The sequence below is a fragment of the Candidatus Didemnitutus sp. genome (assembly GCA_019634575.1).
Lineage (GTDB): Bacteria > Verrucomicrobiota > Verrucomicrobiia > Opitutales > Opitutaceae > Didemnitutus.
In genome coordinates this window covers 1,453,259-1,469,440 of record JAHCAY010000001.1, presented here as the reverse complement: position 1 = coordinate 1,469,440, position 16,182 = coordinate 1,453,259, and the positions used below count along the sequence as shown (strand labels likewise).

11 protein-coding genes are annotated in these 16,182 nt (G+C 67.4%); 4 read left to right on the top strand and 7 right to left on the bottom strand.

The window, feature by feature from the left end; all coding sequences use genetic code 11:
- Positions 1 to 22 precede the first annotated feature (22 nt).
- From KF715_06210 to KF715_06200, 3 genes are all read right to left on the bottom strand, one after another.
- Positions 23 to 1,888 carry a ClcB-like voltage-gated chloride channel protein gene (locus KF715_06210; GenBank protein MBX3736260.1) on the bottom strand — a complete coding sequence of 622 codons (1,866 nt, stop codon included), beginning with the start codon at positions 1,886 to 1,888 and terminating at the stop codon, positions 23 to 25.
- Positions 1,889 to 1,976: 88 nt separating this feature from the next.
- Positions 1,977 to 3,413 (bottom strand): MFS transporter, encoded by a 1,437-nt coding sequence (locus KF715_06205; protein MBX3736259.1) that lies wholly within the window; start codon positions 3,411 to 3,413, stop codon positions 1,977 to 1,979.
- Positions 3,410 to 5,305, bottom strand: a complete 1,896-nt coding sequence (locus tag KF715_06200; GenBank protein MBX3736258.1) for a sulfatase-like hydrolase/transferase — start codon at positions 5,303 to 5,305, stop codon at positions 3,410 to 3,412. Before KF715_06200 ends, KF715_06205 begins: the two co-directional genes overlap by 4 nt.
- Positions 5,306 to 5,459: 154 nt before the next feature.
- On the opposite strand from KF715_06200, the gene KF715_06195 reads away from it, so the two are divergent.
- From KF715_06195 to KF715_06180, 4 genes are all read left to right on the top strand, one after another.
- Positions 5,460 to 6,845, top strand: a complete 1,386-nt coding sequence (locus KF715_06195; GenBank protein ID MBX3736257.1) for a sulfatase — start codon at positions 5,460 to 5,462, stop codon at positions 6,843 to 6,845.
- Positions 6,846 to 7,037: 192 nt separating this feature from the next.
- Complete coding sequence (locus KF715_06190) at positions 7,038 to 9,002, top strand: hypothetical protein (protein MBX3736256.1); 1,965 nt, start codon at positions 7,038 to 7,040, stop codon at positions 9,000 to 9,002.
- Positions 8,999 to 9,673: a DUF1573 domain-containing protein gene (locus KF715_06185; GenBank protein ID MBX3736255.1), complete on the top strand. Its 675-nt coding sequence runs from the start codon at positions 8,999 to 9,001 to the stop codon at positions 9,671 to 9,673. Before KF715_06190 ends, KF715_06185 begins: the two co-directional genes overlap by 4 nt.
- A gap of 75 nt (positions 9,674 to 9,748) precedes the next feature.
- Positions 9,749 to 11,488, top strand: a complete 1,740-nt coding sequence (locus KF715_06180; GenBank protein MBX3736254.1) for a cellulase family glycosylhydrolase — start codon at positions 9,749 to 9,751, stop codon at positions 11,486 to 11,488.
- Positions 11,489 to 11,562: 74 nt separating this feature from the next.
- On the opposite strand, the gene KF715_06175 is transcribed toward KF715_06180, so the two are convergent.
- The 4 genes from KF715_06175 to KF715_06160 are packed head-to-tail and all read right to left on the bottom strand — an operon-like array spanning position 11,563 to position 16,100.
- The gene (locus KF715_06175) at positions 11,563 to 12,561 is read right to left on the bottom strand and encodes a glycoside hydrolase family 130 protein (GenBank protein MBX3736253.1); all 999 of its coding nucleotides are present in this window, start codon (positions 12,559 to 12,561) and stop codon (positions 11,563 to 11,565) included.
- Positions 12,562 to 12,565: 4 nt separating this feature from the next.
- Complete coding sequence (locus KF715_06170; protein ID MBX3736252.1) at positions 12,566 to 13,672, bottom strand: hypothetical protein; 1,107 nt, start codon at positions 13,670 to 13,672, stop codon at positions 12,566 to 12,568.
- A complete protein-coding gene (locus KF715_06165; protein MBX3736251.1) occupies positions 13,669 to 15,177 on the bottom strand; it encodes a sulfatase-like hydrolase/transferase in 1,509 nt (502 codons plus the stop codon). The genes KF715_06170 and KF715_06165 overlap by 4 nt, the downstream gene beginning before the upstream one ends.
- Positions 15,174 to 16,100, bottom strand: coding sequence for a glycoside hydrolase family 130 protein (locus KF715_06160; GenBank protein MBX3736250.1), 927 nt, complete (start codon positions 16,098 to 16,100; stop codon positions 15,174 to 15,176). Before KF715_06160 ends, KF715_06165 begins: the two co-directional genes overlap by 4 nt.
- Positions 16,101 to 16,182: the final 82 nt, after the last annotated feature.

Here is a 16,182-nt window from a genome sequence, read left to right as displayed (position 1 = left end):
CCGCACGGCTTCGAGGGCGATTTCAGGCGCGGACCGCCGCCAAGCGCGCCTCGCGGCTGGACGCGGGTTCGCTCGCGATCGGCTGGCTCGCCGCGACGCCGCTCAAGGACGGCGCGCCGGCGCGGGGATGTTTTTGCAGTTCGACGAGGGCGAGCAACAGGTCGCTCTTCGCCAGGCTGCCGACCAGGCGGCCGTCGCCCGCCAGCACCGGCAGACGTTCCGCCCGCACGCCGAGGAAGCGACTCAGCGCCTGCCCGAGCGATTCATCGATGCGCACGCGGGGAAAATCGTCGTGCAGGATGTCGCTCGCGATGACGACGTGCGCCATCGCCGGTTCGCTGAGGAAGGGCTTGATGTCGTGCAGCGCGACGACGCCGAGAAATTTCCGCTCCGCCGTGACGACGTAGAGATAGTTGACCCGCTCGGAGAGAAAAAGCCGCGCGATGTCCGAGAACGGTGCGTCGTGGCGGATGCTCGGCGGATCGGTCCGCATGAAAGTCTCCACGGCGTGTCCGTCCAAGGTGTCCGCCGCCGGTTGCTCGGCCGCTTTGCGCTGGAGCGATTCGCTGTAGAGCGAGTGATTCCAGAGGCCTTTCGCGGTGTAGTAGGCGATCACGGTGCAAAGCATCAGCGGCAGCACGATGTCGTAGGTCAGCGTCATCTCGAAGAGCATGATGATCGCCATCAGGGGCGCGTGGCAGACGGCACCAAGGAAGGCTCCCATGCCGACCAGCGCGAACGCACGTGGATCGACGGCGGCGGCCGGCCAGAGCGCGTGCACCGCCGTGCCGAAGAGAAAGCCGCCGCTCGCGCCCATGAAGAGCGACGGCGTGAAGACGCCGCCCGGCGCGCCCGACCCGAACGAGGCCGCGGTGGCGAGCCACTTGCAGGCCAGCACGAGGATGAGCAGCGCCCAACCGATCTCGCCGTTCAGGATGTCGACGACGACGGTGTAGCCGTTGCCGCACACTTCCGGAATCCGCATGGCGACGAGTCCCACCAGCAATCCACCCAGCCCCAGACGCAGAACCAACGGCAGCCGCAAGCCGACGAAGAACGATTCCGCTTTCCGCAGTGAACGAAGAAACAGCGGCGCGAGCGATCCCGTCAGCAACCCGAGCAGCACGTAGGGTCCGATTTCCCAGAGCGAGCCGAGGTGAAACGCGGGCACGGCGTAGAGTTGCGCGGCATTCGTCAGCGTCCGCAACGTCAGCGCGGCGGCGACGGCGGACACGACGAGCGGCCCGAGGTTTTCCATCGCGATGGTCCCGAGGATGATTTCGGCGATGAAGAACGAGCCGCCGATGGGCGCGTTGTAGGCGGAGGCAATGCCGGCCGCGCCGCCGCAGGCGATCAGCAGCCGGGCGCGCGGCGGCGGAAGGCGGCGCCAGCGGCCGATCAGCGAGGCGAGCAGCGCGGCGAGTTGCACGAGCGGGCCTTCGCGGCCGATGGAGGCACCGGACCCGATGGCGAAGAGCGCGGCGCCGATCTTCGTCAGGCTCGCGCGCACGGGCAGGCGACCCGAGCCGAGCGAGATTGCTTCCATGTAATCGGTCGAGCTCTGTCCCGGCAGCAATTTCTGTCCGACGCGGAGGATCGCCCCGGTGATCAGGCCGCCGAGCACGGGCACGCCGAGCGCGGCCCACCACGGCAGCAGGCGCATCGACTCGACGATGCCCGCGCGCGAGCCGGTGAGCAGGCGGTGCGTCCCCTCGGTCAGGCTCGTGAATGCGAGGGCGGAGAGCGCGCCAAGCACGCCCGCGGCGGCCGCCCAGAGCAGGGTCACCTGCCACTCGGTGGGCTGCAGTTTTTCCTGCAACCACACGCGCCAGCGCAGCAGCTTGAGCAGGTGCTGCAGACTGGCGTCGTAGAGTCGGTCGAGGGGCATTGGGGAGGACAAGCTCGCGCGTCGTCGGTGGCGCCGGCAGGCGGCGCGCGACGGTGGCACGAGAGAGAGAGGCGTCAGGCGGCGGGGCTCATGCGTTCGCCGCGGCTTGGCGGCGGCGCAGGAGTTCGGCGCGCACTTCGAGCATTTTTTCCGTGGTGAGAGGGAAGCGGGCGACCGTGATCAGCGACACGATGACGGTGAGCGCCGGCAGCCAGGCGAAGCAGACGCGCATCCAGAACAGCGTCGTGGCGCTTTGTTGCGCGCCGAGCTTCGCGTCGAAACCGAGCCCGACCAGCAGGAGGCCTGAGAGGAACAGGCTGAGGGCGAGGCCGCATTTTCCGACCCACGCGGAGATCGCGTAATACAGCGCGTCGGAGCGCGTCCCGTTTTGTAGCTCCTCATGGTCGACGATGTCCATGGTCATCGAGGGCACGAGCATCCAGAGGCCGGAGAGGCCCGGACCGAGCAGCACGCCGATGACGAGCTGCCAGTGCGGGTGCGCGGGCGTGAAGAGGAACCATTTCAGGGTCGAGCCCGTGAGCACGCAGGCGAGGCAGACGAGCAGGGCGCGGCGCTTGCCGATGCGGCCGGAGAGCGCGGCGATGACGGGTGTGAGCGCGATGGTCGAGAGCAGATAGACCGTGCCCCACCAGCCGCTGACGATCGAGGCGGCCTTCGCGTCGCCGCCGTGGACGTAGTAGACGTTCACGTAGATGCCGAGCGCGTTGACGGTGTTCAGGCCGAGGTGGGTGAGCACGATCACGAGCAACAGCAACCGGAATGGCCGGCTGCGGAGCGCGGTGGGCAGACTGGTGCGGAGCGGCACGACGGCCTGCTTGGTCGCTTGGCGAAAGAGCCGCTCCTTCAGCGTCACGAGCGGCACCACGCCGATCAGCAGGTAAAGCACGCCGAGGCCGAGGCCGACGATCCGCACGCTCTGCACCGGGTCGCCGAGCCAGCCGTTCTGCGTGAGCGGGAAAATCCATTGGATGCCGACGCCCGAGATCGCGGCCACGATGGTTTTCACCGCCTGCACGCGCGTGCGCTCGTGCGTGTCCGACGTCATCTCGAACGCGAGGGCGTTGAACGGAATCACGAACACGGCGTAGGCCGCATAGAACAGCAGGCCGGTAGTCATCAACCAGGCGAAGCGCGACGCCTCGCTGCCGCCGGCGGGGCAGAACATCATCAACGGCAGCGCGACGGCGCAGCCGACGATGCCGGCGGCGACGAAGGGCTTGCGGCGGCCCCAGCGCGTGCGGGCGTTGTCGGAGGCGCTGCCGACGAGCGGATCGATGAACGCATCCCAGACGCGCGAGATCGAGATCATCAGCCCGACCAGCGCGGGGCTGACGCCGAGCACGATGTTGAAGATCGGATTCGCGACGTTCTTGAGGCCGGCGTTGCCGAAATTGTCGAGGATGCCGCCGATGCCGAACGCGAGCTTCTCGCGCCACGGCACGCGCTCCTCCGGCAGCGTGACGGGGCGAGGTGCGGGGCTGACGGAGGCGGGCGGCGTGCTCATGAGCCGCCGATGGGCGTGAAGCGGAGTTCGGTCAGCGCCGGGAGTTTCACGGCGCTGGCGCCGGCGACTTCGAGATACAGTAGCAGCGGCTGCGCGGGCGAAGCCTCGGGCAAGGCGAGCGGCGGGAATTCGAGGTCGTTTTCGTGCGTGGTAGCTTCGACCGCGGCACCGTTTTCGAGATGCAGCCGGAGCGTCGCGGATTCCGCCGGCATCTTGCCGCGGAAACGCAGCGACGCGCGATAGCGGGTGCTCGCGCCCGGCGCGACGCGGAAGGTCAGACGGTCACCGGGATTGCCGAGGCCGAGCACGGCGTGGTTCTCCACGCGGACCGCCGGGCCCTGCGCGGCGACGGCGAGGTAGGCGTAGAAGCCGGTCGCGATCGCCGTGGCGCCGGGATCGTCGGCCGGCACGCGCGCCGGCAGCACGAGCACCGGTTTCTGGAACGACGGCGGCTGCGCCACGACGCCGCTCCACCAACCCGCGAAGATCGTATCGAACTCGGTCTTGATCGCGGGATTCTCGATCGCGCTGCGTTCGCGTCGTCCGTCCGGCGTGCTGAGGTCGTAGAGCGACCCCTTGGTGAGTTTCAGGTTGCCCCGGCGCACGGAGAACACGTTCGCGATGGAGTTCGCGGCGTCACCGAGCGTGAGCAGCGGTTGCGGGCGCACGGTCAGGCCGGCGGGGTCGACGCGCGGGAGTTTGCCGACTTCGAGGCCCGCGCTGTTGAGCAACTCGATCTGGCACCATGCGCGGTCGGCGTGTTCCCATTGGCCGCGCTCGAGGAGCGGATGCAGGTCGAAGCCGTCGAGCGGTTTCTGGTCGTGCGGCAGCGCGACGCCGGCGGCGGCGAGAATGGTGGGATAGAGATCGGCGACGGTGGCGACGTCCTGCACGACGCGCGCGCCGAGGTGGCCGGGCTGCGTGACGAAGAGGAAGCTGCGCACGCCGTTCTCGTCGACGCGCGTCTTGGCGCCGCGCAGGCCGCTCGGGTTGCGCAACTGCCATTCCTCCTCGTTGAGCGTCTGGTGCGTCGGACCGTTGTCGCCGAGGACGAACACGAGCGTGTTTTCCGCCAGTCCGCGTTTCTCGAGTTCGGCAAAGATCCGCGCGAGCTGTGTGTCGAGGAACGTGAGGCTGCCGTAGAGCCGCGCGAGCTCCGTGGTGACGCCTGCCTGGCGATACGCCTCGATGAACTCGGGCGGCGCGTGGAAGCCGGCATTCGCGGCGCCGTCACTGATTTCGCGCGGACCGCCCACGCCGCCGTGGCAGGTGATCGGGCAATAGTAGAGGAAGAACGGCCGGTCGTCGGCGCGATCGATGAAGTCCACCGCCATGTCGGCGAGGCGCTCCTCGGTCCAACCCTCGGTCGGCAGCGGCCGGCCGTTACGCATCATGGGATTGTCCTTGTAGACGTAGAGGCGCGCCATCGTTGCTTCCTCGAAGCCGCGTTCCCAGGGAAAATAGCCGGTGGTTTTTCCCACGTGCCACTTGCCCATGAAGCCGGTGCGGTAGCCGGCGGCGCGGAGCGGTTGGGCAACGATGGTTTCGTCGAGCGAGAGAAAATCCTGCCCGGCGTGCACGCCCCAGACGCCGGTGCGCAGATGATGCCGGCCGGTGAGGAACATCGAGCGCGTCGGCGAGCAGAGCGGCGCCACGTAGAAATTCTCGAAACGAACGCCACGCGCGGCGAGGGCGTCGAACGTCGGGGTGCGCGGGCCGCGGCCCGACGGGTGACGAAATCCCATGTCATCGAACCCCTGGTCGTCGGTTTGGATGACGATGATGTTCGGGCGTGCGTGCGCCGCAGCGGCGGCGTGCGAGGCGAGCGGCGCGGTGGCGAACAGGGCGGCGCCCACGGACGCGCGCAGCAAGGGCAGGGGAGCTTTCCTCATCGGGTTAGCATAGATGCAAGGCAGATGACGGCCAAGGAGCGAGCCCGGCTTCATTCTGAGATGCTTTGTCGGATGCGCCGGAGGGCAAAGGATTTCAGACCGCGCCGTCGCGTTCTCAATGCCCGCGCGTCCACGGTCTGGTAGGATCGCGCCGATGCAACCCAACCTCGTCTTCGTCTTTTCCGACCAGCAGCGGCGTCACGCGGTCGGTTGCATGGGTGAAGATCCGGTGCTGACGCCGAATCTCGATGCGTTCGCGCGCCAGGGGGTGCTGGCGACGCAGGCGGTGGCAACCTGTCCGGTGTGCACGCCGAATCGCGCCTGCATGCTCACGGGGCGCTTCCCGCACGGTTGCGGCGTGCTGGCGAACGACGATGTGCTGTCGCCCGCCGTGCCGACGATCGGCGACGCGCTCCGCGATGCCGATTACCACACCGCCTACATCGGCAAATGGCATCTGCACCACGGCGCGCAATTCGTCCCGCGCAGCCACCGCGGCGGCTTCGATTTCTGGCACGCGAACAACGTCAACCACAACCTCTTCGAGTTGAGCTACTGGGAGGAATCGCCGGAGCCCGTCGTGCGCGGATCGGGTTGGCAGGCGACGCACGAGACCGACGTGGCGCTGCGCCACCTGCGCGAGCGACCGAAGGATAAGCCGTTCGCTCTCTTCCTTTCCTGGGTCGCGCCGCACAATACCCACGGCACGGGTTTCGCGCCGTATGCCGATTTCCCGGTCGACGACGCCTACGCGCGCATGATGGAGGAAGCCGGCTACTCGGGGCGCGACATTCAATATCACGCCCCCGCCGAATTCGAAGCGCCGTATCGCGATCGCAAACTGCCGCGCCGCCCAAACGTCCCCGACGGCTATGCCGCGCCCGCGTTGCCGGGTTATTTCGGTGGTTGCACGGCGGTCGACGCCGAGTTCGGACGCCTGCTCGACTACCTCGACGGTGCCGGCCTCGCCGACAACACGATCGTCGTCTATACCTCGGACCACGGCGAGATGCTCGGCTCGCACGGCCTGATGCAGAAATTCGTGTGGCACGAGGAATCGATCTCCGTGCCGCTGCTCGTGCGCTGGCCCGGGCAACTGCCGGCCGGAGCGCGCACCGACGCGCTGATCAACAGTCCCGACCTGATGCCCACGCTGCTCGATCTGCTCCGCGTGCGCGCGCCCGCGGGGCTGGACGGTCGCGTGCTCTCGCGTTGCCTGCGCGATCCGGCGTTCGCTGGACCGGAGGAGGCGGGGCTGTGTTTCTTCGCGCCGCGCCGGCGTGTGTTGGAGCAGAGCGGCACGCGCGACAACCTCGGCTGGCGCGCGCTGCGCACGCCGCGACACCTGTTCGTGGCCGACGCCGACGCGCGGCGCGGCGGCTATCGCGAATTGCTCTACGATCTCGAACGCGATCCGTTTCAACTCAGTCCGACGGTGAATCCGACCGATGCGGGCGCGAGTGATTTGCGGCGGCGTCTCGCGACGTGGCTGGCGGAGCGCGGCGACAGCTTCCGCCACCGCCTGAGCGCGGCGCTGTGAGCGGCGCGTCGCCGTGTTTTCACAGGGGAAAGGCGCGCGTTCACAATGCGCGCGCGGAGCGGATGGAGTAGGTTGCGCGCACTTCGCCCGGAGCCTCCGCGGCGAAGCGCTGATACCCTCCACCCCTCGTCCTCCATGAAACTCCGAGCGATTGTCTCTCGCGGGCCCGCGCGCGCCGCCGTCCTTGTGTTGGTGAGTTCACTCCTGGCCGCCACGGCCTTCGCCACGCCGAAGCGCCTCACGATCCGCGGCACGCAAATCTACGACGAACTCGGGCGCCCGATCGTCCTGCGCGGTGCCAACGTCAACGCCAACGACGGCTCCGTCGCGCCCGCCACTGTGGCGGACGAGATGAAGAACACCTACAAGATGAACTGCGTGCGCCTGCCGGTGGAGTTCAAATACTTCCCGTATAGTCATCCGAGCTACGACGATCGCACGATCGATGAAAACGGCGACCTCATCGATCTCTACAGCTACTCGCTCGACGCGGCTGGATTAGTCGTCCGCCAGCCGATCCCGAACACTGTGCCCGACATCGTCGAACTCACGCAGCTTTGGGTCACCAAGCTCACGGAGCAGGGGCTCTGGACCTACCTCGAGGCGCGCCTCAACGATTGCGACGCCAACGCGGAAAAAGCGGAGCCAAACGAAAACGATGGAGATATCTATGCGGCCGGACAGCCGCCCTACGACACCACGTCGCTGCGGCACACGAAATTCCTGAATTTCTGGGTGGCGATCGCGAACGCCTTCAAGAACACCGACTACATTGCCGGCTACGGCATTCTCGCCGAGCCGAGTGCCAGTCGCGTCGCGACTTCCTCTCCGAGTAACCCGACGCCTCAGCCCGTGACCATTCTGACAAATTTCCAAATCTCGGTGATGAACAAGATCAGCGCGACGAGCGGCGGCGGGGCGGGCGATACGTGGACGCCGTTCTTCGTCGGCACCGATTTCAACTACGACACCTTGCAATTCCGCTACCCGGACTACGACGCGGTCATCGCGGCCTATCCGGAGCGCTGCATCTTCGAGGTCAACGTGCTCATGCCCAAACCCTGGATCCAGCACGGCTGGAGCAAGACGACGCCGGCCACTCAGATCATCCCGCCGCCCGAATGGAACCCCTGCTACGGTGCCACGACGAATCCCGGCACTCCGACCGGCACGCAGTATACCTATCCGCAGACGGCGCTGGCGAATTACGACGATCTCATCGCACCCGTCGTGGGCGGCCCCGAGGATTGGGAACTCGAGAAACTCTTCAACTACCACCGCGTCGACGCCAACGGGGAGATGATCCCCGGCCTGCTCAACCGCAACTTCTTCGAATGGTATCTTCAGCATTACGCGGCCGGCTTCATGGCCACGAACAAGGTGCCGTTCGTGCTCGATCAATTCGGCGCCACCACGGCCGCGCTTGGCCAGCTCTCCTACGAGAAGGACCTGATCGAGACCGCCGAGAAACTCGGCCTCGGCTGGACGCGCTGGGGCTACAACGCCGGATCGAGCACGCGCCAGATCAAGGGCAACGCGGCGGTAGAGACCTACTATGGCACGGTCGGCACGAAGATCGCGAACGGCGAAGTGCTCGGACACGCCGCACTCGATACCGGTGGCGCGGGCGTCGTGCGCATCCGCGCCGAGCACGTCAGCCGGCAAATCGCCGCAGTGCCCGACAACTTCCGCTGGCAGCTCTACGACGAGGCGAACGCGATCGATGCCGTCGGCCTGCGCGCGAAGGCCGTCAGCTCCGGCGGCACCGTGCCGGCCGACGCGACGTCGCCGCGGCTGGATTTCCGCGTGAAGTTTCCTTCGACGCTCAGCTACCCGAAGACGTTCTACGTCTGGGTGCGAATGAGGGACGGCACCTCGTCGAATGGCGTCTGGTATGGACTCGACGGCACCGCCTCCAGCGGACAGCTCGCGTCCGCCAGCCCGAATTCGTGGTCGTGGGTGAAGCGGCACTCGAACAATTCCGCCGCGGCCTCGGTCAGCGTGGGCTCGAGCGGCTTCCACACGTTCAATGTCTGGATGAACAAGTCCAACGTGGCGGTCGACGAAGTGCTCCTGACGACGGATTCCAGCTACGACCCGAACACCGCTTCGTTGCCGAGCTACTCGGTGCGGCGCATCGAACTGCCGAATCCGTGAAAACGCCCCTCGTCCGGCGCCTGGCGTGGCGCGGCCTTCTGCTCGCGGGCGTGATGGTTGTGGTCGCCGCGCGCGGGCAGCTGGCCTTCGAAACCACGGCCCGTCAAGCGACCGCCGATCCCGACGCGACGACACTGGTGCTGAAGTATCCCTTCCGTAACACCGGCGTCGAACCGATCACGATCAAGGCCGTGCGCACCTGTTGCGGATGCACTTCGGCAGAGCTTGCGCAACGCACCTACGCGCCCGGCGAATCTGGTGTCATCACGCTCAAGCTCCTCTACGCCGACCTGACAGGTCGGCAGCGGAAAACCGTCTACGTCGACACTGATGTCGCCGCTCCGACGGCGCTGACACTCGACGTCACGATTCCCGAGCGGATGGTGGTGGAGCCGCGCCTGCTGACCTGGCAGCGCGGCACGGAACCGGCCGCGCAGGTGGTCGAGCTGACCGTCACGCCCGGTGAAACGCTGCGGCCGACGGGTGTGAGCTGCGAGCCGACCGGGTTTTTTGCGGCGGAATTGCGGCCGCTCACGGGCGATCCGCAACGCTACCTGATCATGGTGACCCCGCTGGCGACCAACCGTCCCGTCCAGGCGATGCTCACGGTGCAGACGAACGTTCCCAGCGGACGCGCGCATCGCTTCCGCACCGCGCTCTTCGTGCTCTGATGGGTTTTCCTCCCGGCCGCGGCCGGCACCGCCGCGGCCGGGATTCCCCTCGGTGCCGTCTGCTTCTCCTTTGTCATGAAAACTGTTTTCGCCCGCCTCGCGCGGGGAATGTTGCTGGCTGTTCTTGTCACCACGGCGACCGCCACGCCGAAGCGCCTGTCCATCGTCGATCGCCTCATCCTCGACGACGCTGGCAGCGTGATCCAGTTGCGCGGCGGCAATCTGAAGGGCGCGACAACTGCCGACGCCGCCGACTTGAAGAACAATCTCAAGATGAACTTCGCGCGTCTGCCGATCGAGTGGAACGACGACACGCGCGATCCGAACCACGACTCCGGCCTGAAGCCGGATTACCTCAGCCAGATCGACGGCTGGGTGCAGGCGCTCTCCGGCGCCGGCATCTGGTTCGTCCTCGAGATGCGCCTGGACGATCCGACGTCCAAGTTACCCGACCTCTACAGCCCGACCGGCGCGACCTACCTGGCCTTGCAGAAAACCTGGGTCTATCTGGCCAAGCTCTACAAGGACACGGACTACGTGGCCGGCTACGGGCTGCTCGCCGAGCCCAGCGCGAGCGCGTTCAATCCGGAGCCGTGGAGCGTGCTGACGACGTTCCAAAAGGCGCTGATGGATCAGATCAGCGCGCCCGTCGCGAGCGGCGGGGCCGGCGACACCTGGACGCCGTTCTTCGTCGGGACCGACTTCAATTACGACACGATGCAGTATCGCTACGACGGCTACTACACGGCGCTCGCCTCCTATCGCGGTCGCTTGATCTACGAGGTGAACGTGCTGATGCCGAAGCCGTGGATTCAGGACGGCAGCGCTCCGGCCGGCGTGCCGCCGGAAAACGCACTTTACCCGCAAGCCACGCAGACGGACTTCACGCCCTTGCTCACACTCCAGCCCGGCGAAAAGGACGGCGACGGCAACGTTCTCGAACTGCCGCGCGACTCCGAGAAGGTTTTCAACCTGCGCCGGAAAGAGCCGGCCAATTTTCCCCTGATGCTGTGCCAGAATTTCCTCACCTGGTATCTACAGTGGGCGGTGGATTTCTCGACGCGCAATGCCGTGCCGCTCTACGTCGACCAGTTCGGTGCCGACATCACGGCCGATGACCAACTCGGCTACGAGCGCGATTTGATCGAAGTCGTCGAGCGCGCCGACCTGCCGTGGACCCGCTGGGGTTACACGGCCGGGCAGCCCGGTCGGAAGATCGTCGGCAACACCGACGTCACCACCTTCTACACCACCGTCGGTGCGCGGACGGCAAGCGGCCAGCTCATGGTGTGGCAGCCCGACACCAACGGGCTCGTGCGCATCGAGGCCGTCAGCTACGGCATCGCCGCCGCGGGACCGGCGCACGATTGGCGCTATTTTTCGGTGGCGAACGCGCTCGGGCGCGGCGCGGTGCGCGCGCTGCCCGCGGACGATGTCTCGAAGAGCGCCGCCAATGCGCCGCGGCTGGATTTCCGCGTGAACTTCGCGCAGGCGGGGACGTATTACGTTTGGGTCCGCCTGAAAAACGGCACGTCGTCGACGGGAGTTTGGTTCGGCCTCGATGGTGCGGCTTCGACGCAGAAACTCAGCTCCGACGTGCCCACCTCGTGGCGCTGGGTTCGCGGCCAGGGCAACGTCGCGCCGTATGCGTCCGTGACGGTGACGACCGCGGGACTCCACACGTTCAATGTCTGGATGAATCGCTCCGGCATCGCCGTGGACGACATTGTCCTGACGCCGTCGTCGACCTGGACGCCGCCGGGCACGCTGCCGGATTACTCGCTGCGCACGATCGATGCGCCGCTGCCGCCGTGATGCGTTGCCGGGTGCCCGGGTGCGGCGGATGAAACATGAACCTCATCCGCCGCGGCTCGGACGAGCGCGTCCGATCAGGTCGCCAGCTCGTTGTTCGCGCGGATGAAGGCGATGAGCTCGTTCACGCGCCCGAAGGCCACGCACGTCACCGTGTCGGCGCCGCCGTAGTAGATCGCGAGGCGCCCGGTCGTGCCGTCGACGAGCGCGGCGCACGGGAAGCAGACGTTCGGCACGTCACCGGTCGTTTCGTAGGGCATCCACGGCGCGATCAGATACGGCGCGGCGCGCGCGATCACCTTCCAGGGTTTCTCCAAGTCGAGCAGCGCGGCGCCGAACGAATAGACGTAGCCGTTGCACGAGCGCTGCACGCCGTGATACAGCAGCAGCCAGCCTTCCGAGGTTTCGATCGGCACGGGACCGGCGCCGATCTTGAGCGATTGCCAGCCTTTCTCGATGCGCACGGGCCCCATCACGTGGCGATGGCGGCCCCAGAACTCGAGGTCCGGACTTTCGCTGTAGAAGATATCGCCGAAGGCAGTGTGGCCGTTGTCGCTCGGCCGGCTGAGCAGTGCGTAGCGGCCGCCGATGCGGCGCGGGAAGAGCACTCCGTTGCGGTTGTAGGGCAGCAGCGCGTTCTCGAGTTGGTGGAAGCGTTTGAAGTCCTCGGTCCAGGCCACGCCGATCGTCGGGCCGTGGTAGCCGTTGCACCAGGTGACGTAGTAACGGCCGTCGATCGGCGTCACGCGCGGGTCGTAGCCGTAAACCATGCCGCCGAGCTCGGGGTCGGCGCCCTCGAGCGTCAGTGGTTGCGGCGCGATATCCCAGTGCAGCGCGTCCGGGCTGAAGCCAGCGTGAATGCGCATCTGCACGGCACGGTTGTCGACGCGGAACACGCCGGCGAAGCCGCCGCGGAACGGCACGACCGCGCTGTTGAAGATGCTGTTCGACGTCGGCAGGTGATCGCGCCGGATGACGGGATTGCCGGAAAAGCGCCAGAGAACCTCCGAGGAGTTCGCCAGGCGCTCTTCCCACGGAATGTTGGGCAGGGCGGGAGCGGAAACGGTGATGGGCATAAATTCAGGACTGCGGCGCGGGCGCCGCGCCGCCGGAGCGGTAGAGCGGAGGCAGGTCGCGCTCGAACAGCGTGAACGGGTCGGCGTGGAATTTCTTGAAATCCTCGGCGCCGGGCTCGCCCGGCAGCGGAATCCAATGCTGCTCCGTCGAGGCGTTTTGCCAGAAAAGCACGTAGGCGAGCCCGCGCAGGGCGGGCTCGTCGCGCAGGAGGGGCAGCAGTTCGCCGGTGAAGTAGTCGGGTTTGCCGTTCTGGCGCCAGCCCGCCTGCGGGCCGGTTTCGGTGAGGGCCGCGAGCTTGCCGCGCTTCGCGGCCTCGGCGACGGCGAGGCGCAGGCACGGCGCGGCGCGGGCGAGGTCGCTCTTCGAGTAGAAATCGTAGCCGAACACATCCACCCACGCGTCGCCGGGGTAGCGCTCGAAGTAGGTCTCGGGCGACGCGCGACGGTTCGGCGAGTAGGCCCAGAGCAACTGGTGCAGGCCGCGCGTATCGCGCAGGTGTTGCACCGTGAAGCGCCATAGCGCGACGAATTCGTCCTTCGTGCAATACGGTTGGCCCCACCACATCGTAGCGCCGGTGTGCTCGTGCCACGGACGGAAGATCACCGGCACAGGGCGTCCCGATTTGTCGCGCAGGGTGGCGAGGAAGTCGGCGAGGTCGTCGAGCATCGCGACGAATTTTTCGTGCTGAGGGCCGCCCGGCAGGATCGACGCGACGGCGGGCGTGTGGTCGTTGTAGCCGCCGCCGGAAACGGGATTGGCGGCGTGCCAGCTCAGCGTGATGACGGCGCCGCGCTCGAAGGCGGCGACGATGTCGCGCGCGGCGTCGGCGCGACGCTCGGGCTCGGCGACGAGGAGGCTGAAATCCCAGCCGTGCACCGCCGGAAAATCGTCGACGAGTGCGCGGACGTCGGAGCGCCCGGCCTGCCAGCGCCAACCTGCGCCGCGCGCGGTCGTGTGGTGATGGCCGACGAGGATGTGATCGCGGGCGACCGCGCCGAGGTTCGCGCAGAGCGCGCGCGTCTCCGCGGTGGCTTGCGGATCGATCGGTGCGGCACGGCCGGCGAGAGCGAGAGCGGTGGCGGCGGCGAGGAGGGCGGCGAAGTTTTTCAAAGGTGGGGCAGGGCGCGCGGCTTGTAGTTCGGGCCGTGGAGGCTGTGGTCGTCGGGGCGCGGCCAGCGCACGCCGTAGGCGCCGGCGGCGGATTCGGCGCGCGCCTTGTAGCCCCACGTGTGCAGACAACTTGCGCCGAGCCAGGCGAGGAGTTCGTTCTGGAGTTCCTGCTTCAGCGCGGCGTGCGCGGGATCGTTCCAGAGGTTGCGGGATTCGTGCGGATCGCGGGCGAGATCGTAGAGTTCTCCCTCGGGTTGGCCGTGGTAGAGGACGAGCTTGGCCGTCACGGAGCGGATCATGAGGAGATAGCTGTCCTCGCAAAAGACATGACGCCGCGCCGGCACGGTCTCGGTGCGCAGATAGCCGGCGAGCGATTGTCCTTCGAGCCGCGCGGGCGGAGCGATGCCTGCGAGCTCGCACACCGTCGGACCGAGATCGATGAGCGAGACCAGTTGCGGGGCGACGAAGCCGCCCGGCGCACCGGGGCGGAAATCCCGCACGATGAGCGGCACGCGGGTGACTTGGTCGAACATCAGCCATTTGTAGGCGAGACCGTGGTCGCCGAGCATCTCGCCGTGGTCGGAGGTCACGATGACGACGCTGTTTTCCAGCATGCCTTTGCGCTCGAGCGCGGCGACGACGCGGCCGATCTGCTCGTCTACGAGCGTCACTTTCGCGTAGTAGTGCTTTCGCATGCGGCGGAGGTCGGCGTCGGTTGCGCCGGAGAGATCGATGCGTGACTCGTGATCGACGCGGGCATGGAAGTCGCGGACGGCGGCGTGCTGCGGCGGGTTGTGCGCGAAATCGTGCGGCCGGTCCACCGGCGCGGGGAATTCCGACTCGCGTCCGTCGTAGGCGGCGAGGTGGCGCGGCAGCGGGTCCCAGGGCTCGTGCGGGCCGGGGAAGCCGATCTGGAGGAACGTGGGGCGCGCAGGATCGGCTTCGCGCTCGATCCAGGCGACGGCCGAGTCGCCGGTGAAGACGTCGCTGTGGAGGCGTTCGTCGAGATGCCACGGCACGGATTGGAGTTTCTTCGTCCACTCCGGATCGGTGCGGTGGCGGAAGTTGGGCCGGGCGTGGCCGTGCAAGGCGAGGTGACGCCCCCACGCGTCGTCGCCGTGTCCGCCGTCGCGCGAGGTCGAGGTGGGGTTTTCGACGATCAGCCGCTCGTGGAAGCCGGCGGAGGCGTCGCGCGGCTGGAGGTGCATCTTGCCGAGATTGACGCAGTAGTAGCCGGCGTCGGCGAGGTCCTGCACCCAGAGCCGGTGATGCGCCCAGGGGTTGAAGGAATAGCAGCCGGTGTTGTGCGCATACATGCCGGTGAAGAGCGCGGCGCGCGACGGCGTGCAAGTGGCGCCAGCGGCATGGCAGTTGGTGAAGGACACGCCGCCGCGCACGAGCGCGTCGAGGTGCGGCGTGCGCATCCAGACGTTTCCCTGCGCGGCGATGGTGTCGGCACGCTGCTGGTCCGTGAGGATGAGGACGACGTGCGGAGGCGCGCTCATGCCGGGCCGAAGCCGTTGTCCTCCGCGCCGTCGGTGGCGCGCGCTGCGGCGACCAGATCCGCGAGCGTGCCAGTGGCGAGGCATTGCACGTAGTCGGCGCCGCCGTAGTAGACTTTTACGCTGCCGTCGGGTTCGGGGATCACGGCGCCGGGAAAAACCACGTTCGGCACCTGGCCGATCATCTCGTAGGTTTCCTCGACCCAGAGGATCGGATGGGCGCCGCGGGCGACGACGCGCCAGGGCTGTTCGAGATCGAGCAGCATGGCGCCGGCGGCGTAGTTCACGCCGTTGCAGTGCGGGAACACGCCGTGGTGGACGATCAGCCAGCCTTCGGCGGTCCGGATCGGGGGCGCGGCGGGGCCGATTTTCTTGTGTTCCCAGAAGCGGTGCGGGTGGGCGACGGGGCGCGAGTGTCCCCAGAAGTGCAGGTCGGGTGACGCGGAGATCCAGATCGAGCCGCCGCCGTTCGGGTGCTGCGGGCGGTGCAGCATCCAGTAGAGGCCGCCGATCTTCTCGGGGAAGAGCACGGCGTTGCGGTTCTGGATGTGGTGCGGGAAACTGACGTGTTGCGCCGAGCGGAAATCGCGATCGAGGCGCGCGAGCCCGATGCGGCAGCCGCTTTTGGAAACGGCGGCGTAGGTCAGGTAGTGCTCGCCCTCGAGCGGATTGATCCGCGGGTCCCACCAGGTGCCGAGGCCGGGTGGCGCGATCTTGGTGGCGTCGATGAACTCCGCCTGCCGCGCGGCGTCGCAGTGGACGCGCAGCGGCCCCGCGTCCGGAGTGAACTGCACGCCGTCGCGGCTGCGCGAAATCCAGGCGTGGTGCCGTTTGCTCGGCTCCTCGACGCGGCTGGCCATGATGTAATCGCCGCCCGCGGTCTTCACGACGCCGGAGTTGTAGACGCCCGCGCAGGGAAACGGCATGCCGCGGGGATGCAGGATGGGATTGGCCGGATGTCGCTCGAGCACGCGCCTGCTCGGCTTCGGTGAAGAAGGGGGCATGAAC